The following is a 19,834-nucleotide window of genomic DNA, read 5'->3' as shown; positions in this document are numbered from 1 at the left end:
GGTTGTCACCCTCCGGCCCCCGCTGTACGTACAGGCAGTAATCGAGAAATCCGGAAAGTAGGGACCAGCCGTGATTCTGGCGTTCCAGATCGCCCTGATCGTCTTCAGCCTGCTGCTGATGCTGCTGGTGCTCATGCACAAGGGCAAGGGCGGCGGTCTCTCCGACATGTTCGGTGGCGGAATGCAGTCCTCCGTCGGCGGCTCCTCGGTCGCCGAACGTAACCTCGACCGGATCACCGTGGTGGTCGGTCTGGTCTGGTTCGCGTGCATTGTCGTCCTCGGTCTGCTCATCAAGCTGGACAACTGACCCCTCGTCCGTGATTCCCGGTGAGGGTGTAACTCCTTTCACTGGACGCGCGTTGGGCCTTACGTAGACTGGGGCATCCTCGAGCACCATCACGCAGGGAGTTACGACCGTGGCAAGTGGCAACGCGATCCGGGGAAGCCGGGTCGGAGCGGGGCCGATGGGGGAGGCGGAGCGGGGCGAGTCCGCGCCGCGCGCCCGCATCTCCTTCTGGTGCTCGAACGGGCACGAGACGCAGCCGAGCTTCGCCCATGACGCGCAGGTGCCGGACATCTGGGACTGCCCGCGCTGCGGCTTCCCGGCCGGCCAGGACAAGGACAGCCCGCCCGACCCGCCCCGCACCGAGCCGTACAAGACGCATCTGGCGTACGTACGCGAGCGGCGCAGCGACGAGGACGGCGAGGCGATCCTCGCCGAGGCGCTGGCCAAGCTCCGCGGCGAGATCTGAGCCTCCGCCGCGGCGAGCTCCACGCCTCCTCCCGGCACAGCTCCACGGAAACCCCAGTCGTTTCACCGGCCGGACACCCACGGGTGTCCGGCCGTATCGCGTTCCCGCGCCACCGCCCTCCTCCACATCACCCGCCTCCTCGATCAATTAGGTTGGTGGGGCAGCGGGGATGCTGATGACGAGAAGAAGTGGGCTGATATCCGGGATGAACGCAGCAAGCCGAACCAAGCTCAATCAGACGCCCGAGTGGACGGCTCTCGCGAAGCACCGTGAGGAGCTCGGCGCACCCCAGCTGCGCGAGCTGTTCGCGCGGCAGCAGGACCGCGGCACCGCCTACACCCTGCGGGTCGGCGACCTCCACCTCGACTACTCCAAGCACCTGGTCACCGACGAGACGCTGCGCCTGCTGCGCGAACTCGCCGCCGCCACCGGGGTCGCGGAGCTGCGGGACGCGATGTTCCGCGGCGAGAAGATCAACACCACCGAGGACCGGGCGGTCCTGCACACCGCGCTCCGCGCCCCGCGCGACGCGGTGATCGAGGTCGACGGCGAGAATGTCGTGCCCGCCGTGCACGCCGTCCTGGACAAGATGGCCGGCTTCGCCGAGAAGGTCCGGTCCGGACAGTGGACCGGTCACACCGGCAAGCCCGTCAAGAACATCGTCAACATCGGCATCGGCGGCTCCGACCTCGGCCCCGCCATGGCGTACGAGGTGTTGCGCTCCTTCACGGACCGCGCGCTCACCGTCCGCTTCGTCTCCAACGTCGACGGCGCCGACCTGCACGAGGCCGTCCGCGACCTCGACCCGGCCGAGACGCTGTTCGTCATCGCCTCGAAGACGTTCACGACGATCGAGACCATCACCAACGCCACCTCCGCCCGGGACTGGCTGCTGACCGAGCTGAAGGCCGGTCAGGACGCCGTCGCGAAGCACTTCGTCGCCCTGTCGACCAACGCCGAGAAGGTCGAGGAGTTCGGCATCGACACGGCCAACATGTTCGAGTTCTGGGACTGGGTCGGCGGCCGTTACTCCTACGACTCGGCGATCGGCCTCTCGCTGATGGTCGCCATCGGACCGGACCGCTTCCGCGAGATGCTCGACGGCTTCCACCTCGTCGACGAGCACTTCCGCACCGCCCCGCCCGAGGAGAACGCCCCGCTCCTCCTGGGCCTCCTCGGCGTCTGGTACGGCAACTTCTTCGACGCCCAGTCGCACGCGGTGCTGCCCTACAGCCACTACCTGTCCAAGTTCACCGCGTACCTCCAGCAGCTCGACATGGAGTCCAACGGCAAGTCCGTCGACCGCGACGGCGACCCCGTGGACTGGCAGACCGGACCGGTCGTCTGGGGCACGCCCGGCACCAACGGGCAGCACGCCTACTACCAGTTGATCCACCAGGGCACCAAGCTGATCCCGGCGGACTTCATCGGCTTCGCCGCCCCGGTCCACGACCTGCTGCCCGGGCTGATCGCCCAGCACGATCTGCTGATGGCCAACTTCTTCGCCCAGACCCAGGCCCTCGCCTTCGGCAAGACGCCCGAGGAGGTCCGGGCGGAGGGCGTGCCCGAGGAGCTGGTCCCGCACAAGACGTTCCGGGGCAACCACCCCACGACGACGATCCTCGCCGACAAGCTGACCCCCTCGGTCCTCGGCCAGCTCATCGCGCTGTACGAGCACAAGGTCTTCGTCCAGGGCGCCATCTGGAACATCGACTCCTTCGACCAGTGGGGCGTCGAGCTCGGCAAGGTCCTCGCCAAGAAGATCGAACCGCTCCTGACCGGTGACGAGGGCGGGGCCGCGGACGCCGGGCAGCTGGACAGCTCCACCGCCGCCCTGGTCGACGCCTACCGCACGCTGCGCGGGCGCTGAGCCGATGCCACAGGGGGAGGGGACGACCGTACGGCTGCGGCCGCCGCGCAACACGCTGAACGAGCGCGTCACCGGCTGGTGGCGGGTCCAGTGGCTGCTGCTGACCGCCGTGCACGTCGTGCCGCTCGCGGTGCTGGGCGCGCTGATCGGGCCCGCCCGGTTCTGGCTGCTGCTGTCCGCCGCGGTCCTGGCCGCGGCGGGGGCGGCGGCCACCGTCCTCTTCCCCCTGTGGTGGTTCCGTACGCATCGGTGGGAGGTCACCGAGGACGCGGTGTACGTCCGCACCGGGTTCTTCTGGCAGGAGTGGCGGATCGCCCCGATGTCCCGGATCCAGACCGTGGACACCGTGCGCGGCCCGCTGGAGCAGCTCTTCCGGCTGGCCACCGTCACGGTCACCACCGCCTCCGCCAAGGGCGCGGTCCGGATCCAGGGACTGGACCACGAGGTCGCAGCCGACCTGGCCGGGCAGCTCACCCGCATCACCCGCGACACCCCCGGCGACGCCACATGAGCACCGCCGCCCCGCCCGCCGACTGGCGCCGCCTCGACCCCCGTACGGTCCTGGTCACCGCCCTCGTCGTGGCGGGCGTCGTCGCGGGCGCCGCCATCCCCGTCACCCTCGGCCTCACCCGATGGTTCGGCCTCCCGGCCGCCGTCCTCCAGGTGCTCGCCGGAGCCGTCCTGGTCATCGGGGCCGCCGCGGGCGCCGACCGGGTCCGCTGGCACCGCACCCGCTACCGCGTCGGCGAGGAGCGCGTCGACCTCCACACCGGCCTCCTCCTCGTCAAGCGCCGCTCCCTGGCCCGCAGCCGTATCCGCACGGTCGACCTCACCGCCAACCTGATGCTCCGCCTCCTCGGCCTGGTCACCGTCAGGATCGGCACCGGAGAGCAGGGCAACGACTCCACCCTCCAACTGGACCCGGTCACCCGCGCCGAGGGCGAACGGCTGCGCCGCCTCCTGCTGGAGCGCGCCGCCACCGCACCGTCCGGCGTCCACCGGGAAGGGGAACTGGCCGTTCTGGACCCCCGCTGGATCCGCTACGCCCCGGTCTCCTTCGTCGCCCCCATGCTCGGCGGCGCCGCCGTCGGGGCCGTGCTCCAGGTCAGCGACTGGGTCGGGGCCCAGGGCGAGGTCATCGCATGGGTCGGCGACCGCTTCCGGGACACCCCGCTGCTCTGGGTGATCGTCGGCCTCGCCCTCGCCGCCCTGGTCGCGGGCGTCGCCGGAGCGCTCGTTCTCTGGGTCGAGATGTGGTGGAACTACCGCCTGGAGCGTGAGCCCGGCGGCACCCTCAGGGTCCGGCGCGGACTGTTCACCTCCCGGTCCATCTCCGTCGAGGAGGCCCGGCTGCGCGGCGTCGACCTGGTCGAGCCGCTGGGCGTACGGCTGCTCGGCGCGGCCCGGCTGGACGCCATCACCACCGGTCTCGCCAAGGACCACGAGGCCAAGAACGCCGACCACAACACCCTGCTCCCGGTCGCGCCCCGGACCCGGGCCGACGCCGTCGCCGCCGACGTCCTGCGCGAGGCGGACACCCCGACCGGCGCCGCGCTCACCCCGCACCCGCCCGCCGCCCGGGGCCGCCGGCTGCGCTGGTCGCTCGCCGCGGCCCTCGGCCCGGTCCTGGTCCTGACCCTCCTCGGGGCCCTGCTCACCCCCGTACTGCTGTGGATCGCGCTCGGCTGCGCGGTGGTGTCCGCCCCCGTCGCGGTGGCGCTGGCCCTGGACGCGTACCGGGGGCTCGGGCACGCGCTCGCCGGCCGCTATCTGGTCACCCGCTCCGGTACGGTCCGCCGCTCCACCGCCGCCCTGGAGCGGGCCGGGGTGATCGGCTGGACGGTCAGGCAGTCGGTCTTCCAGCGGCGGGCCGGGCTGCTCAGCATCACGGCCACCACGGCCGCCGGAGGGGGCGCGTACACGGCGTACGACACCGACGCGTCCGAGGGCCTCACCTTCGCCGCCGAGGCCGTACCGGGGCTGCTGGAGCCCTTCCTGGAGCGCTCCCCGAAGGACGCCTGAGGCCGGTCAGCCGCCGTGCGTCGTGTCGATGACGCAGAAGCGGTTGCCCTCGGGGTCGGCGAGCACCACGAAGTCCGGGTCCGGGGGGTACAGCTCCCACGCGACTCTCTCGGCACCGAGCCCGACCAGCCGCTCCACCTCGGCCTCCTGGCTGTCGGAGTAGAGGTCGAGGTGGACCCGGGGGACCTCCTGCGCGGGGGAGGCGGAGCGGCCCAGCGCCACGCCGACGCCGGGCCCTTCGACCGGGACCAGGACCACCCAGTCGTCCGTCCCGGGCTCACGCTCGGTGTACGTGAGCGCCGCCTTCCAGAAGGCGGCGGCCCTGCTCACGTCGGTCGCGCCCATCACCACGGTTCCGATATGCACCATGGGCCGAGCCTTTCACGCACGAGGCCCGGACCGCTCGGGAAAGCGGTCCGGGCCTGCGAGGTTTCCGACGCTCAGGCAGAGGCCGGCGGGTACAGGGCGCGCGGCAGCCGCGAGGCCGCCGCCGCGTCCAGCAGCCACAGGGTGCGACCGCGGCCGTACGCGCCCGCCGCCGGGGCCTGGATCTCCCCGGCCCCGGACAGTGCGATGGCCGCCGCCTCCGCCTTGTCCTCGCCCGCCGCCAGCAGCCACACCTCGCGCGCCGCGCGGATCGCGGGCAGCGTGAGCGAGACGCGGACCGGCGGCGGCTTGGGAGCCCCGTGCACACCGACGACGGTGCGCTCGGTCTCCCGTACCGCCGGCAGCTCCGGGAAGAGCGAGGCCACATGCGTGTCCGGGCCGACGCCCAGCATCAGCACGTCGAACGTGGGCACCGGGCCGTGGTCCTCGGGACCCGCGGCGGCGGCCAGTTCGGCGGCGTAACCGGCTGCCGCCTCGTCCACGTCCTTGCCGTACGGGCCGTCGGACGCGGGCATCGCGTGCACCCGGGCCGGGTCGAGCGGCACCGCGTCGAGCAGCGCCGCACGGGCCTGGGTGACATTGCGCTCCGGGTCGCCCTCGGGCAGGAACCGCTCGTCGCCCCACCACAGGTCCAGGCGCGACCAGTCGACCGCGTCCCGGGCGGGCGCGGCGGCGAGCGCGGCCAGCAGGCCGTTGCCGTTGCGCCCGCCGGTCAGCACCACCGAGGCGTGGCCCCGGGAGGCCTGGGCGTCCACGATCCTCGTGATCAGCCGGGCCGCCGCGGCCTGGGCCATCAGCTCCTTGTCGCGGTGCACGACCAGTTGGGGAGGCGTCACTTGGCGGCCGCCTTCTTGGCCGGGGCCTTCTTCGCGGCGGGCGCCTTGGCCTCGGCGGTCTTCTCCCCGGCGCTCTCGGCCGGCTTCGCCGCCTCGACCTCGCCGCCGGCGTGCAGCCGTTCGACGCCGAACTTCACCGCGGACGCGTAGGTGTTGTCCGGATCGAGCCGGCGCAGCTCCTCCGCCAGCAGCTCGGCGGTGTCCCGGCGCTTGAGCGCCACCGCGCGGTCCGGCTGGTTCTGCATGGAGAGCGTGGCCAGCGAGCCGTCGGCCCGGTCCAGGACGATGACGCCGTTCTTCGTCTCCAGCCGGACCGCGGTGAGGCCGGGCCCTTCGGAGTGCGTGCGCTCCACGGGGACGCCGAGCCGGTCCGCGAGCCACATGGCCAGCAGCTCGCAGCTCGGGTTGTCGCTCTCGCCCTCGACGGTCGCACCGATGACCTCGGCCGGCTGCTGGTCCAGCGCCGCGGCCAGCATCGAGCGCCACGGTGTGATCCGGGTCCAGGCCAGATCGGTGCTGCCGGGGCTGTACGTCGCCGCCCGCACCGCCAGCTCGTCGAGCGGGCGCTCGGCGGAGTAGGCGTCGGTGATCCGGCGCTGGGCGAGGGCCCCGAGCGGGTCCTTCGCCGGGTCGGCGGGCGCGCCCTCGGGCCACCACACCACGACCGGGGCGTCCGGAAGCAGCAGCGGAAGGACCACCGACTGGGCGTGGTTGGCCAGTTCGCCGTGGAGCCGCAGCACGACGGTCTCGCCGGTGCCCGCGTCGGAACCGACCCGGACCTCGGCGTCGAGACGGGCGTCCCGGCGGGCCCGCGGCGAGCGGCTGACCCGCTTGATCACCGCGATGATCCGCGAGGGGTGCTCGCGCGAGGCGTCACCGGCCGACTTGAGCGCGTCGTACGCGTTCTCCTCGTCGGTGACGATGACCAGCGTGAGCACCATGCCGATGGCGGGGGTGCCGATGGCCCGGCGGGCCGAGACCAGCGCCTGGTTGATCTTGCTGGATGTGGTTTCCGTGAGATCGATCTTCATGGCCGCCTCCAGCTCCGTCCGTCGCGTGCGAGCATCTCGTCGGCCTCGGCCGGACCCCAGGTGCCGGCCGCGTACTGCGCGGGCTTGCCGTGCTTGTCCCAGTACTCCTCGATCGGGTCGAGGATGTTCCAGGAGAGTTCGACCTCCTGGTGGCGGGGGAAGAGGTTGGCGTCGCCGAGCAGGACGTCCAGGAGGAGCCGCTCGTACGCCTCCGGGCTGGACTCCGTGAACGACTCGCCGTACGCGAAGTCCATCGTGACGTCCCGGACCTCCATCGAGGTGCCGGGCACCTTGGAGCCGAAGCGCACGGTGACGCCCTCGTCCGGCTGGACCCGGATGACCAGGGCGTTGCCGCCCAGCTCCTCGGTCGCACTGGACTCGAACGGCAGATACGGGGCGCGCTTGAAGACGACCGCGATCTCCGTGACCCGGCGGCCGAGCCGCTTTCCGGTCCTGAGGTAGAACGGCACGCCCGCCCAGCGGCGGTTGTTGATCGTCAGCTTGATCGCGGCGAAGGTGTCGGTCGTCGACTTGGGGTCGATGCCTTCCTCCTCCAGATAGCCGGGGACCTCTTCGCCGCCCTGCCAGGCGTGTGCGTACTGGCCGCGCACCGTGTGCTTGCCGAGGTCGTCGGGCAGCTCGACGGCGGTGAGCACCTTGAGCTTCTCGGCGACCAGGGCCTTCGGGTGGAAGGAGCCGGGCTCCTCCATCGCGGTCAGCGCCAGCAGCTGGAGCAGGTGGTTCTGGATGACGTCACGGGCGGCGCCGATGCCGTCGTAGTAGCCGGCCCGGCCGCCGATGCCGATGTCCTCGGCCATCGTGATCTGTACGTGGTCGACGTAGGACCGGTTCCAGATCGGCTCGAACATCGTGTTGGCGAACCGCAGCGCCAGGATGTTCTGGACCGTCTCCTTGCCCAGGTAGTGGTCGATCCGGAAGACCTCGTTGGGCGGGAAGACGGCGTGCACGAGCTGGTTGAGCTCCTGCGCGCTGGCCAGGTCGTGACCGAACGGCTTCTCGATGACGGCACGCCGCCAGGAGCCCTCGCTCTGGTCGGCCAGGCCGTGCTTCTTCAGTTGCTGGACGACCTTGGGGAAGAACTTCGGCGGCACGGAGAGGTAGAAGGCGAAGTTGCCGCCCGTCCCCTGTGCCTTGTCGAGCTCCTCGATGGTCGCCTTCAGCGTCTCGAACGCCTCGTCGTCGTCGAAGTTGCCCTGGACGAAGCGCATCCCCTGGATGAGCTGCTGCCAGACCTCCTCGCGGAACGGCGTACGGGCGTGCTCCTTGACGGCGTCGTGGACGACCTGCGCGAAGTCCTCGTCCTCCCAGTCGCGGCGCGCGAATCCGATGAGCGAGAAGCCCGGCGGAAGCAGGCCGCGATTGGCCAGGTCATAGACGGCAGGCATCAGCTTTTTACGGGACAAATCGCCCGTGACGCCAAAGATGACCAGGCCCGACGGCCCCGCGATACGCGGGAGCCGTCGGTCCTGTGCGTCACGGAGCGGGTTGGCTCCGGGAACAGCAGACAAAGTGGTCAGCCCTCCGAGGGGGCGAGGCGCGAAAGCTCCGCCTCGGTCGACTTGAGCAGGTCGTTCCAGGACGCCTCGAACTTCTCGACGCCCTCGTCCTCCAGCACCTGCACGACGTCGTCGTACGAGATGCCGAGCTTCTTGATGGCGTCGAGGTCGGCGCGGGCCCGGTCGTAGCCGCCGGTGACGGTGTCACCGGTGATCTCGCCGTGGTCGGCCACCGCGTCCAGCGTCGCCTCCGGCATGGTGTTCACCGTGTTCGGCGCCACCAGCTCGTCGACGTACAGCGTGTCCTTCAGCGCCGGGTCCTTGACGCCGGTGGAGGCCCACAGCGGACGCTGCTTGTTGGCCCGCGCCCTGTCCAGGGGGGCCCAGCGGTCGGAGGAGAAGACCTCCTCGTACGCCTCGTAGGCCAGCCGGGCGTTGGCCAGCGCGGACTTGCCCTTGGCCGCCTTCGCCTCGTCCGAGCCGATGGCGTCCAGCCGCTTGTCGATCTCGGTGTCCACACGGGACACGAAGAACGAGGCCACCGAGTGGATCTTGGAGAGGTCCAGGCCCGCGGCCTTCGCCTTCTCCAGGCCCGCCAGGTAGGCGTCCATGACCGCGCGGTAGCGCTCCAGCGAGAAGATCAGCGTCACGTTGACGCTGATGCCCCGGCCGATCGTCTCGGTGATCGCCGGCAGACCGGCCTTGGTCGCCGGGATCTTGATGAGCGTGTTCGGCCGGTCGACCAGCCAGGCGAGCTGCTTGGCCTCGGCGGTGGTGGCCGTGGTGTTGTGCGCCAGGCGCGGGTCCACCTCGATGGAGACCCGGCCGTCCTGGCCGCCCGTCGCGTCGAAGACCGGGCGCAGGATGTCGGCGGCGTCGCGGACGTCCGCCGTCGTGATCATGCGGAGCGCTTCCTCGACGGTGACCTTGCGGGCGGCGAGGTCGGTGAGCTGCTGCTCGTAACCGTCGCCCGAGGAGATCGCCTTCTGGAAGATCGACGGGTTGGTGGTGACGCCGACGACATGGCTCTGGTCGATCAGCTCGGCCAGATTGCCGGACGTGATCCGCTTGCGCGACAGGTCGTCGAGCCAGATCGCCACGCCCTCGTCGGAGAGGCGCTTGAGTGCGTCTGTCATGAGTTGCATCTCCTACTAGTCGTCTATACCGGCGTCAGCGCGTGGCGGCTTCGAGAGATTCCCGCGCGGCGGCGGCCACGTTCTCGGCGGTGAAGCCGAACTCGCGGAACAGCACCTTCGCGTCCGCCGAGGCCCCGAAGTGCTCCAGCGAGATGATCCGGCCCGCGTCGCCCACGTACCGGTACCAGGTCAGGCCGATGCCCGCCTCGACCGCGACGCGCGCCTTGACCGACGGCGGCAGCACGCTGTCCTTGTACGCCTGGTCCTGCTCCTCGAACCACTCGACGGACGGCATCGAGACGACCCGGGTCGGCACCCCGGCCGCCTGGAGCTGCTCGCGCGCCTCGACGGCCACGTGGACCTCGGAACCGGTCGCGATGAGCAGCACCTGCGGCTCGCCACCTTCGGCCTCGAACAGGACGTAACCGCCCTTGGCCGCGTCCTCGTTCGCCTCGTACGTCGGCACGCCCTGCCGGGTCAGCGCCAGACCGTGCGGGGCGCCCTTGCCGAACACCTTGGTGTAGCGGCGCAGGATCTCGCGCCAGGCGATGGCGGTCTCGTTGGCGTCGGCCGGGCGCACGATGTTCAGGCCCGGGATGGCGCGCAGCGCGGCCAGGTGCTCGACCGGCTGGTGGGTCGGACCGTCCTCGCCGAGGCCGATCGAGTCGTGCGTCCACACGTACGTCACCGGCAGGTGCATCAGCGCGGACAGCCGCACCGCGTTGCGCATGTAGTCGGAGAACACCAGGAAGGTGCCGCCGTAGATGCGGGTGTTGCCGTGCAGCGCGATGCCGTTCATGGCGGCGGCCATCGCGTGCTCACGGATCCCGAAGTGGATCGTGCGGCCGTACGGGTCGGCCTCCGGCAGCGGGTTGCCCGCCGGGAGGAACGACGACGTCTTGTCGATCGTCGTGTTGTTCGAGCCCGCGAGGTCGGCGGAGCCGCCCCACAGCTCGGGCACGATCTCGCCGAGCGCCTGGAGCACCTTGCCGGACGCGGCACGCGTGGCCAGGCCCTTGCCGGGCTCGAAGACGGGGAGCTTCTCCTCCCAGCCCTCGGGCAGCTCGCCCGCGGCGATCCGGTCGAAGGAGGCGGCGCGCTCCGGGTTGGCCGTGCGCCACGCGGCGAACGACTTGTCCCACTCGGCGCGGGCCTCGCGGCCGCGGTCCAGGGCCTCACGGGTGTGGCCGATGACCGCGTCGGAGACCTCGAAGCTCTGCTCCGGGTCGAAGCCGAGGACCCGCTTGGTCGCCGCGACCTCGTCGTCGCCGAGCGCCGAGCCGTGCGCGGCCTCGGTGTTCTGGGCGTTCGGGGCGGGCCAGGCGATGATCGAGCGGGCCGCGATGAACGAGGGGCGCTCGGTCTCGGCCTTGGCCGCCTGCAGCGCCGCGTAGAGACCCGCCGGGTCCAGGTCGCCGCTGGGGAGCTGGTCGACGCGCTGGACGTGCCAGCCGTACGCCTCGTACCGCTTGAGGGTGTCCTCGGAGACCGCGGTCTCCGTGTCGCCCTCGATCGAGATGTGGTTGTCGTCCCAGAGCAGGACCAGGTTGCCCAGCTTCTGGTGCCCGGCCAGCGAGGACGCCTCGGCCGAGATGCCCTCCTGGAGGCAGCCGTCACCCGCGACGACCCACACCATGTGGTCGAACGGGGAGGCGCCGGGGGCCGCCTCGGGGTCGAAGAGACCGCGCTCGTAGCGGGCGGCCATCGCCATGCCCACCGCGTTGGCGACACCCTGGCCCAGCGGCCCGGTCGTCGTCTCGACACCGGTCGTGTGGCCGTACTCCGGGTGTCCCGGGGTCTTCGAGCCCCAGGTGCGGAACGCCTTCAGGTCGTCCAGCTCCAGGCCGTAACCGGCGAGGTAGAGCTGGATGTAGAGCGTCAGGCTGGAGTGGCCGGCGGAGAGGACGAACCGGTCGCGACCGGTCCACTCGGCGTCCGCGGGGTCGTGCCGCATCACCTTCTGGAAGAGGGTGTACGCGGCGGGAGCCAGGCTCATCGCCGTGCCCGGGTGGCCGTTTCCGACTTTCTGTACGGCGTCCGCGGCGAGAACGCGGGCGGTGTCCACGGCCCGCTGGTCCAAATCGGTCCACTGGAGGTCTGTGGTGGTCGGCTTGATGCTCACCCTGAGTCAGGGCTCCTCTCCACTGTCGTAAGCCGGTGACTGTGACCGCACCGGGCGCTGTCGAGCCTACCCCCGTTGCCAGGCACACTTTCCGAGCACTTTCCAGGGTGTGGGCGGCCCGTGGAGTTCGCCTCCCGGCGGAATGACGATCCGGCGAACAGTCACCCCCAACACGACCCCACCCCCGCGAAGGGCGGCGTATCCGCAACGTCTAGAGTGAACGGGTTCGCGCAAGTCTTCACCGGGCCTCCTGGCCCGGAGCTTGCTGGGATTTCTCTGTCAGGGGTGTGCGTGACGGCCGTCGAGTCCCGACCCGCAGGGGTCGCCTTGACTCCCAGCCCGGGGGGCCATCGCCCGTTCGGGGCCCGCGTCAAGGCCTTCGTGGCGCTTACCAAGCCACGGATCATCGAGCTGTTGCTCATCACCACCGTTCCGGTGATGTTCCTCGCCGCCCAGGGTGTGCCCGACCTGTGGCTCGTTCTCACGACCACCATCGGTGGATATCTCTCCGCCGGCGGCGCCAACGCGCTCAACATGTACATCGACCGGGACATCGACGCGCTGATGGACCGTACGTCCCAGCGCCCGCTGGTCACGGGCATGGTCAGCCCCCGCGAGTGCCTCGCCTTCGGCATCGCCCTCGCGGTGATCTCCACGCTCTGGTTCGGGCTGCTCGTCAACTGGCTCTCGGCCGCCCTCGCGCTCGGCGCGCTGCTCTTCTACGTCGTCGTCTACACGATGCTGCTGAAGCGCAGGACCTCCCAGAACATCGTCTGGGGCGGCATCGCGGGCTGCATGCCGGTCCTCATCGGCTGGTCCGCCGTGACGAACGAGCTCTCCTGGGCCGCCGTCATCCTCTTCGCCGTCATCTTCTTCTGGACGCCGCCGCACTACTGGCCGCTCTCCATGAAGGTCAAGGACGACTACGCCCGGGTCGGCGTCCCGATGCTCCCGGTCGTCGCCACCAACCGGGTGGTCGCCCAGCAGATCGTCCTCTACAGCTGGGTGATGGTCGCGGTCTCGCTGCTGCTCACCCCGCTCGGCTACACCGGCTGGTTCTACACCGCGGTGGCGCTGCTGTCCGGCGGCGCCTGGCTCTGGGAGGCCCACGGCCTGCAGAACCGGGCCAAGGCCGGGGTCACCGGGGCCAAGCTCAAGGAGATGCGGCTGTTCCACTGGTCCATCACCTACGTCTCCCTGCTCTTCCTGGCCGTCGCGGTGGACCCCTTCCTCCGCTGACCTCCTCCCTTACGGCCGTACGGGCGGGTCGCGTGGCACAAGCCACGTGACCCGCCCGTCGCCAGTTCATCTACCCGTCGGTAGCATCCTGTTCATGGCAGAGACGGCAGCAGACGCAGCAGAGACCGGGCAGACCTCGCGGACGGACGCCAGGAAGGCGGCCCGCGCCGAGCGCAGGGCGGCGAAACTCGCCCACCAGATCGGCGCCTTCGCCAAGGAGCACGGCGGCGCGGAGGGACAGCTCGCCTACATCGGCGAGGCCGGCGCCCGCATCGTCCTGGTCGGCCAGGACGGCGCCTGGGGCGACCTCGTGGCCCCGACCTACGCGGTGGCCGAGAGCGCGGCCGCGAAGTCCGGCATCACGATGCACGAGGAGTTCGACGGCGAGTTCGCCCTCAAGGTCCGCACCGGCCCGTACGAGTGGTCCCGGATGGCCGGGATCCAGGTCGGCGGCCCCTCCAACGACAGCTGAGGCGGCTTCCGCTCCCCGGGGGGTGTCCCGCCCCGGGGCTCACCCGTTAGGCCGTGCATACGCACGCCGTCCCAGGGAGCCCCGGATGACCGACCCCGTGCCCGTGGCCGACCTGGTCGACCAGAACTGCCACGGCGTCCTCCGCACCGAGCTGGGCCTCGGCACCTTCGAGGCCCGGCTCACCGCCGCCGACGGCGCTCCGCCCGCCCCCGGCACCACCTTCTTCGACACCCAGACCGGCTTCGCCGTACGCCGCTGGTGCCCGCCCCTGCTCGGGCTCGAAGCGCACTGCCCGCCCGCCCACTACCTGGCCCGCCGCCGGGAGCTGGGCGTCGCCGAGACCTCCCGCCGCCTGCTGCGCGCCTCCGGGGTCCGTGCCCACCTCGTCGACACCGGCCTCCCCGGCGACCTCACGGCACCGGCCGAGATGGCCGCGACGGCCGGGTCCCAGGCCCGCGAGATCGTCCGGCTCGAAGTCCTCGCCGAACAGGTCGCCGACACCTCGGGCACCGTCGACACCTTCCTCGTCAACCTGGGCGAGGCCGTGCACACCGCCGCGTCCTCCGCCGTCGCGTTCACCTCCGACGGCGGAGGCGGCCCCTTCGCCGCCCCCGCGCCGCCGGGGCCGGTCCGGGTGCGGGCGGCGGCCGGGCGCTGGCTGGCCCGCCGGGAGGCGGAGCGCCGGGCCGCCCGCCGGGGCGCGGGGGACCGGGACCGCGGCCCGTCGCCCGTCGAGCCGGAGCTGCTGGACCATCTGCGCTGGTCCGCCGTGGCGTGCGGGCTGCCGCTCCAACTGCGCCTGGGCGCCGCGGACCCGGCCCGCCTCGCCGACTTCGCCGCCGCGACCGAGGGCCACGGCTGCGACCTGGTCCTCCTGCACGGCTACCCGCACCACCGGCAGACCGCCGCGCTGGCGGGCCGGCACCCGCACGTCTACGCCGACCTGGGGGCCGTGCCGGCGCGGACCGGGGCGCGGGCGGCGGGCGTCCTGGCGGAGATCCTGGAGCTCGCGCCGTTCGGCAAGCTGCTGTTCTCCAGCGGGGCGCAGGGGCTGCCGGAGCTGCACCTGGTGGGCGCGCGGCAGTTCCGCGAGGCGCTCGGGCGGGTGCTGGGCGGCTGGGTCGAGGACGGCGCCTGGACCCGCGAGGACGCGGCCCGGGTCGCGGCGATGATCGGGTCGGGCAACGCGCGCCGGGTGTACGGGCTGGAGTGAGAACGCCGTGAGGGGCGGCGGGCCCACCGGCCCGTCGCCCCTCACCCGTCGTACGTCAGTCCGTCAGACGGTCGTCGCCGGTGCCGTCTCCGGCCGCTCGGCGGACGGGCCGGGCAGCGGGGCGGGCGCGTCGTCGCCGCGCTCGCGCATGCTCAGGACGAGCCGGATCACGGCGATCCACATGAGGGCCGAGCCGAGCATGTGGACGCCGACGAGGATCTCGGGGACGTCGCTGAAGTACTGGACGTAGCCGATCGCGCCCTGGGCGAGCAGCACGATCAGCAGGTCGCGGGAGCGGGCCCGGGTGTCGGCGGGGGCGTCGACGACCCGCAGGGCCAGCCACATCGCGATGGCCAGGGCGCAGACCACCCAGGCGGCGATGGCGTGGACATGGGCGGCGACCGACCAGTCCCACGGCATGCGCGGTACGTCGCTGCTGTCGCCGGCGTGCTTGCCGGAACCGGTCACCGAGGTGCCCAGCACGATCAGGACCACCGTGGTCGCCAGGATCGCCCGGGCGAGGCGCCGCACCGGCAGCGGGGTCCGCGGGCGCGGCGGGCCGTCGCCCTCGCCGACCCGCACCCAGGTGATCACGGTGACCGCGAGGAGCGCGTTGGCGAGCAGGAAGTGCCCGGCCACCGTCCACGGGTTGAGGCCCGCCCAGACCGTGATCCCGCCGAGGACGGCGTTGCCCAGCACGATCCAGAACTGCGACCAGGCCAGCCGGGTCAGCTTGCGGCGGCGCGGCTTCATCGAGCTGACGGCGATGATCGCCCAGCCGACCGCGGCCGACAGCACGTACGTCAGCATCCGGTTGCCGAACTCGATCGCGCCGTGCAGCCCCTGTTCGGGCGTCGCGAACAGGCTGTCGTCGGTGCACTTGGGCCAGGTGTCGCAGCCGAGGCCCGAACCGGTGAGCCGGACGGCCCCGCCCGTGACGATGATGAAGACGCTCATCACGACGGCGGAGAGCGCGGCGCGCTTCACCACCTGGGTGGACGGCGTCCAGCGCTTGGCGATGAGGGAGATGGGGGTTTCCACGCGGACCATCGTAGGACGGGGCTTGTGCATGTTTTCACGAGGGGGTGGGTTCGTGCGGGCTTGCCCGGAGTGGTCCCCGGCCGGCCTACTCCCAGCGGAAGAACTTCGCCGCCGCGCCGAGCCCCAGCACCGCCCACACCGCCAGGATCCCGGCCTGGGCCCACGGCATCGACGCCCCGTGCTGGAGGACGTCCCGCAGGCCCTCGGAGAGCGCCGAGACGGGCAGCAGCCCCAGCACCGACTGGACCGCGTCCGGGAACTTGTCCAGCGGCACGATGACCCCGCCGCCGACCAGCAGCAGCAGGAAGACCAGGTTGGCGGCGGCGAGCGTCGCCTCCGCCTTCAGCGTCCCGGCCATCAGCAGCCCGAGACCGGAGAACGCGGCGGTGCCCAGGACGAGGAGCAGCAGCACGGCGAGCGGGTTGCCGTGCGGCGACCAGCCGAGCGCGAGCGCGATGACGGCCAGCAGCACGATCTGGAGCACCTCGGTGACCAGCACCGACAGCGTCTTCGCGGTCATCAGGGCCCAGCGGGGCAGCGGGGAGGCCCCGAGCCGCTTGAGGACCCCGTAACGGCGTTCGAAGCCGGTGGCGATGGCCTGGCCGGTGAAGGCCGTGGACATCACGGCGAGCGCCAGGATGCCCGGGGCCAGGAAGTCGACCGACGCGCCCGAGCCGGTGTCGACGATGTCGACCGCGCTGAACAGCACCAGCAGCAGCGTCGGGATGATCACCGTCAGCAGCAGCTGCTCGCCGTTGCGCAGCAGCATCCGGGTCTCCAGCGCGGTCTGCGCGGCGATCATCCGGGGGAGCGGGGCGGCGCCGGGGCGCGGGGTGTACGTACCGGCGCTCATGCGCGCAGCTCCTTGCCGGTCAGGTGCTGGCCGGTCAGTTGCTTGCCGGTCAGTTCGAGGAAGACGTCCTCCAGGGTGTGCCGCTCCACCGAGATGCCCTCGGGCATCACGCCGTGCTGGGCGCACCAGGAGGTCACCGTGGCCAGCAGCTGCGGGTCGATGGTCCCGGTGATCCGGTACGTCCCCGGCAGCGGCTCGGCGGCCTCGGAGCCGTCGGGCAGCGCCTTGACGAGGGAGCCGAGGTCGAGCCCGGTGCGTCCGGTGAAGCGCAGGGTGTTCTCCGCGCCGCCCCGGCAGAGCTGCTCCGGGCTGCCGTGGGCGATGACCCGGCCCGCGTCGATGATCGCGACGTCGTTGGCGAGCGCCTCGGCCTCGTCCATGAAGTGGGTGGTCAGCACGACGGACACCCCGTCGGCGCGCAGCTCGCGCACCAGGTCCCAGGTGGAGCGGCGGGCCTGCGGGTCGAGCCCGGCGGTCGGTTCGTCCAGGAAGAGCAGCTCGGGCCGGCCGATGACCGCCATGGCCAGCGAGAGGCGCTGCTGCTGGCCGCCGGAGAGCCGGCGGTAGGTGGTGCGGCCGCAGTCGCCGAGGCCGAGGCGTTCGATCAGGGCGTCCACGTCGAGCGGGTGGGCGTGCAGCTTCGCCATGTGGCGGAGCATCTCGTCGGCGCGTGCGCCGGAGTAGACGCCGCCGGACTGGAGCATCACCCCGATCCGCGGGCGCAGCCGCTCCGCGTCGGCGACCGGGTCGAGTCCGAGGACCCGTACGGTGCCCGCGTCGGGGCGGCGGTAGCCCTCGCAGGTCTCGATGGTGGTGGTCTTCCCGGCGCCGTTCGGGCCGAGTACGGCCGTCACCGCGCCCGACGCCACGACCAGATCGAGGCCGTTCACCGCGGTCTTCGTGCCGTACCGCTTCACCAGGCCCTTGACCTGTACGACGGGCTCGTTCTCCATGGCAGGGAAGTCTAGGCAGGGTCCGGAGAGGGGCCGCCCCCGGGGCCAGATTAGGTAACCCTAAGTGACGAACCACACCGTAGATCGTTCCGGACCGTGGTTGTCAGAGTCGAATGAATTACGCAACAATGGTGTTGTGAAATACGACGGACGGGCTCCTCAGGAGGAACTCGCGACGGGTGAGCGCTCGACGCGCAACCGGGTCGCGCGCTCCATCCTGGACCACGGCCCCTCCACCGTCGCCGATCTCGCCAAGCGCGTAGGCCTCACCCAGGCCGCCGTCCGCCGCCATCTGGACGCCCTCGTCTCCGACGATGTCGTCGAAGCCCGTGAACAGCGGGTCTACGGTGCGCGGACCCGCGGCAGGCCCGCCAAGGTGTTCGCCCTGACGGACTGCGGCCGGGACGCCTTCGACCAGTCCTACGACAAGCTGGCCGCCGACGCCCTGCGCTTCATCGCCGAGTCCGGGGGCGACGAGGCGGTCCTCGCCTTCGCCCGCGCCCGGATGGCCGCGACCGGGGAGGCGTACCGCGCCGCGGTCGAGGCCGCGGAGCCCGAGGGGCGCACCGAGGCCCTCGCGAAGGCCCTGTCGGCCGACGGGTACGCTGCTATGGCGCGCAGCGCGCCGGGCCCGCAGCAGGGCGAGCAGCTGTGCCAGCACCACTGCCCGGTGGCGCATGTCGCCGAGCAGTTCCCACAGCTGTGCGAGGCGGAGACGGAATTCTTCTCCAGCCTCCTCGGGACCCATGTGCAGCGTCTGGCCACCCTCGCCCACGGCGATGGTGTGTGCACGACCTACGTGCCACGCAGTGGCCACGCTCCACCCCCACAGACCAGTCATTCAGCATCTGCAAGCACGGCCGGGAGGAACCCCGCATGACGCTCCCCACGGAGACTGCCCACCCTGAGCTCGAGGGTCTGGGCACGTACGAATTCGGCTGGGCCGACTCCGACGCGGCAGGCGCGGCGGCGAAGCGCGGTCTGTCCGAGGCTGTCGTCCGCGACATCTCGGACAAGAAGAACGAGCCCGAGTGGATGCTGAAGCTGCGGCTCAAGGGCCTCAAGCTCTTCGGCAAGAAGCCCATGCCGAACTGGGGCTCCGACCTGTCGGGCATCGACTTCGACAACATCAAGTACTTCGTGCGGTCCACGGAGAAGCAGGCGGCCTCCTGGGAGGACCTGCCCGAGGACATCAAGAACACGTACGACAAGCTCGGCATCCCCGAGGCGGAGAAGCAGCGCCTCGTCGCCGGCGTCGCCGCGCAGTACGAGTCCGAGGTCGTCTACCACCAGATCAACGAGGAGCTGGAGGCGCAGGGTGTCATCTTCATGGACACCGACACCGCGCTGAAGGAGCACCCGGAGCTCTTCAAGGAGTACTTCGGCACCGTCATCCCCGTCGGTGACAACAAGTTCGCCTCGCTGAACTCCGCGGTGTGGTCCGGCGGCTCGTTCATCTACGTGCCCAAGGGCGTCCACGTGGACATCCCGCTCCAGGCCTACTTCCGTATCAACACGGAGAACATGGGCCAGTTCGAGCGGACGCTGATCATCGTCGACGAGGACGCCTACGTCCACTACGTCGAGGGCTGCACCGCCCCGATCTACTCCTCGGACTCGCTGCACAGCGCCGTGGTCGAGATCATCGTGAAGAAGGGCGGCCGCTGCCGCTACACGACCATCCAGAACTGGTCGAACAACGTCTACAACCTGGTCACCAAGCGGGCCGTGGCCTACGAGGGCGCGACCATGGAGTGGGTCGACGGCAACATCGGCTCCAAGGTGACCATGAAGTACCCCGCGGTCTACCTGATGGGCGAGCACGCCAAGGGCGAGACCCTGTCCATCGCCTTCGCGGGCGAGGGCCAGCACCAGGACGCCGGCGCCAAGATGGTCCACATGGCGCCGAACACCTCCTCCAACATCGTCTCCAAGTCGGTGGCGCGAGGCGGCGGCCGTACGTCCTACCGCGGACTGATCGAGATCGGCGAGGGCGCGCCGGGCGCGAAGTCCAACGTGCTCTGCGACGCTCTGCTCGTCGACACGATCTCCCGCTCGGACACCTACCCCTACGTCGACGTCCGCGAGGACGACGTGTCGATGGGCCACGAGGCGACCGTCTCCAAGGTCTCCGAGGACCAGCTCTTCTACCTCATGAGCCGCGGACTCACCGAGTTCGAGGCCATGGCGATGATCGTGCGCGGCTTCGTCGAGCCGATCGCCAAGGAGCTGCCCATGGAGTACGCCCTGGAGCTCAACCGGCTGATCGAGCTGCAGATGGAGGGTTCGGTCGGCTAGGTCCTCGCCCGAGGACCACCGGGACGGCCGTTCGCGGCCGTCCCCGCCCCACCGAATCCCCCGAGTTCTTGACTTAAGAAAGCGAGCACTAC

General features: G+C 71.2%; 19 protein-coding genes. 10 read left to right on the top strand and 9 right to left on the bottom strand.

From position 1 onward, the window contains the following. Positions 1-70: 70 nt before the first annotated feature. The 5 genes from secG (at position 71) to ACIQPT_RS17540 (ending at position 4,644) form a co-directional block, all read left to right on the top strand. Positions 71-307, top strand: a complete 237-nt coding sequence (gene secG / locus ACIQPT_RS17560) for a preprotein translocase subunit SecG (RefSeq protein WP_103535508.1) — start codon at positions 71-73, stop codon at positions 305-307. Positions 308-416: 109 nt separating this feature from the next. Then, the gene (locus tag ACIQPT_RS17555) at positions 417-752 is read left to right on the top strand and encodes an RNA polymerase-binding protein RbpA (RefSeq protein WP_078566397.1); all 336 of its coding nucleotides are present in this window, start codon (positions 417-419) and stop codon (positions 750-752) included. A gap of 205 nt (positions 753-957) precedes the next feature. Continuing rightward, entirely contained in the window at positions 958-2,622 is a 1,665-nt protein-coding gene (pgi, locus tag ACIQPT_RS17550) for a glucose-6-phosphate isomerase (RefSeq protein ID WP_401156781.1), read from the top strand. 4 nt (positions 2,623-2,626) lie between these two features. Next, complete coding sequence (locus tag ACIQPT_RS17545; protein WP_401156780.1) at positions 2,627-3,133, top strand: PH domain-containing protein; 507 nt, start codon at positions 2,627-2,629, stop codon at positions 3,131-3,133. Continuing rightward, complete coding sequence (locus ACIQPT_RS17540; RefSeq protein ID WP_401156779.1) at positions 3,130-4,644, top strand: PH domain-containing protein; 1,515 nt, start codon at positions 3,130-3,132, stop codon at positions 4,642-4,644. Before ACIQPT_RS17545 ends, ACIQPT_RS17540 begins: the two co-directional genes overlap by 4 nt. Before the next feature lie 6 nt (positions 4,645-4,650). Here ACIQPT_RS17540 and ACIQPT_RS17535 read toward each other — a convergent pair whose 3' ends face one another. From ACIQPT_RS17535 to tkt, 6 genes are all read right to left on the bottom strand, one after another. Continuing rightward, complete coding sequence (locus ACIQPT_RS17535) at positions 4,651-5,013, bottom strand: VOC family protein (RefSeq protein ID WP_401156778.1); 363 nt, start codon at positions 5,011-5,013, stop codon at positions 4,651-4,653. 71 nt (positions 5,014-5,084) lie between these two features. Next, complete coding sequence (pgl, locus tag ACIQPT_RS17530) at positions 5,085-5,867, bottom strand: 6-phosphogluconolactonase (RefSeq protein WP_401156777.1); 783 nt, start codon at positions 5,865-5,867, stop codon at positions 5,085-5,087. Then, entirely contained in the window at positions 5,864-6,898 is a 1,035-nt protein-coding gene (gene opcA / locus ACIQPT_RS17525) for a glucose-6-phosphate dehydrogenase assembly protein OpcA (protein ID WP_401156776.1), read from the bottom strand. Before opcA ends, pgl begins: the two co-directional genes overlap by 4 nt. Next, positions 6,895-8,427: a glucose-6-phosphate dehydrogenase gene (gene zwf, locus ACIQPT_RS17520; RefSeq protein ID WP_401156775.1), complete on the bottom strand. Its 1,533-nt coding sequence runs from the start codon at positions 8,425-8,427 to the stop codon at positions 6,895-6,897. Before zwf ends, opcA begins: the two co-directional genes overlap by 4 nt. A 5-nt stretch (positions 8,428-8,432) precedes the next feature. Then, complete coding sequence (gene tal, locus ACIQPT_RS17515) at positions 8,433-9,551, bottom strand: transaldolase (RefSeq protein ID WP_401156774.1); 1,119 nt, start codon at positions 9,549-9,551, stop codon at positions 8,433-8,435. A 34-nt stretch (positions 9,552-9,585) separates the two neighbouring features. Then, positions 9,586-11,673: a transketolase gene (gene tkt / locus ACIQPT_RS17510; protein WP_401156773.1), complete on the bottom strand. Its 2,088-nt coding sequence runs from the start codon at positions 11,671-11,673 to the stop codon at positions 9,586-9,588. A 285-nt stretch (positions 11,674-11,958) separates the two neighbouring features. Between tkt and ACIQPT_RS17505 the strand changes: the two genes are divergently transcribed. The 3 genes from ACIQPT_RS17505 (at position 11,959) to ACIQPT_RS17495 (ending at position 14,597) form a co-directional block, all read left to right on the top strand. Beyond that, positions 11,959-12,912: a heme o synthase gene (locus ACIQPT_RS17505; protein WP_401156772.1), complete on the top strand. Its 954-nt coding sequence runs from the start codon at positions 11,959-11,961 to the stop codon at positions 12,910-12,912. 94 nt (positions 12,913-13,006) lie between these two features. Further along, on the top strand, positions 13,007-13,384 hold the full coding sequence (locus ACIQPT_RS17500; RefSeq protein WP_401156771.1) for a hypothetical protein: 378 nt from the start codon (positions 13,007-13,009) through the stop codon (positions 13,382-13,384). Positions 13,385-13,469: 85 nt separating this feature from the next. Further along, a complete protein-coding gene (locus ACIQPT_RS17495) occupies positions 13,470-14,597 on the top strand; it encodes an amidohydrolase (RefSeq protein ID WP_401156770.1) in 1,128 nt (375 codons plus the stop codon). A gap of 63 nt (positions 14,598-14,660) precedes the next feature. Here ACIQPT_RS17495 and ACIQPT_RS17490 read toward each other — a convergent pair whose 3' ends face one another. The 3 genes from ACIQPT_RS17490 to ACIQPT_RS17480 form a co-directional block, all read right to left on the bottom strand. Further along, the gene (locus ACIQPT_RS17490; protein WP_401156769.1) at positions 14,661-15,647 is read right to left on the bottom strand and encodes a heme A synthase; all 987 of its coding nucleotides are present in this window, start codon (positions 15,645-15,647) and stop codon (positions 14,661-14,663) included. Positions 15,648-15,723: 76 nt separating this feature from the next. Then, the gene (locus tag ACIQPT_RS17485; protein WP_401156768.1) at positions 15,724-16,491 is read right to left on the bottom strand and encodes an ABC transporter permease; all 768 of its coding nucleotides are present in this window, start codon (positions 16,489-16,491) and stop codon (positions 15,724-15,726) included. After that, positions 16,488-17,444, bottom strand: coding sequence for an ABC transporter ATP-binding protein (locus ACIQPT_RS17480; protein WP_401156767.1), 957 nt, complete (start codon positions 17,442-17,444; stop codon positions 16,488-16,490). The genes ACIQPT_RS17485 and ACIQPT_RS17480 overlap by 4 nt, the downstream gene beginning before the upstream one ends. 136 nt (positions 17,445-17,580) lie before the next feature. Between ACIQPT_RS17480 and ACIQPT_RS17475 the strand changes: the two genes are divergently transcribed. After that, positions 17,581-18,324, top strand: a complete 744-nt coding sequence (locus ACIQPT_RS17475) for a helix-turn-helix transcriptional regulator (protein WP_401156766.1) — start codon at positions 17,581-17,583, stop codon at positions 18,322-18,324. Further along, positions 18,321-19,742: a Fe-S cluster assembly protein SufB gene (gene sufB, locus ACIQPT_RS17470; protein WP_030593600.1), complete on the top strand. Its 1,422-nt coding sequence runs from the start codon at positions 18,321-18,323 to the stop codon at positions 19,740-19,742. Before ACIQPT_RS17475 ends, sufB begins: the two co-directional genes overlap by 4 nt. The last annotated feature ends 92 nt before the right edge of the window (positions 19,743-19,834 follow it).

The organism is Streptomyces sp. NPDC091289 (assembly GCF_044757365.1).
GTDB lineage: Bacteria > Actinomycetota > Actinomycetes > Streptomycetales > Streptomycetaceae > Streptomyces.
The sequence above is the reverse complement of the archived record's forward strand: the minus strand, read 5'-3'. Positions and strand labels throughout refer to the sequence as shown.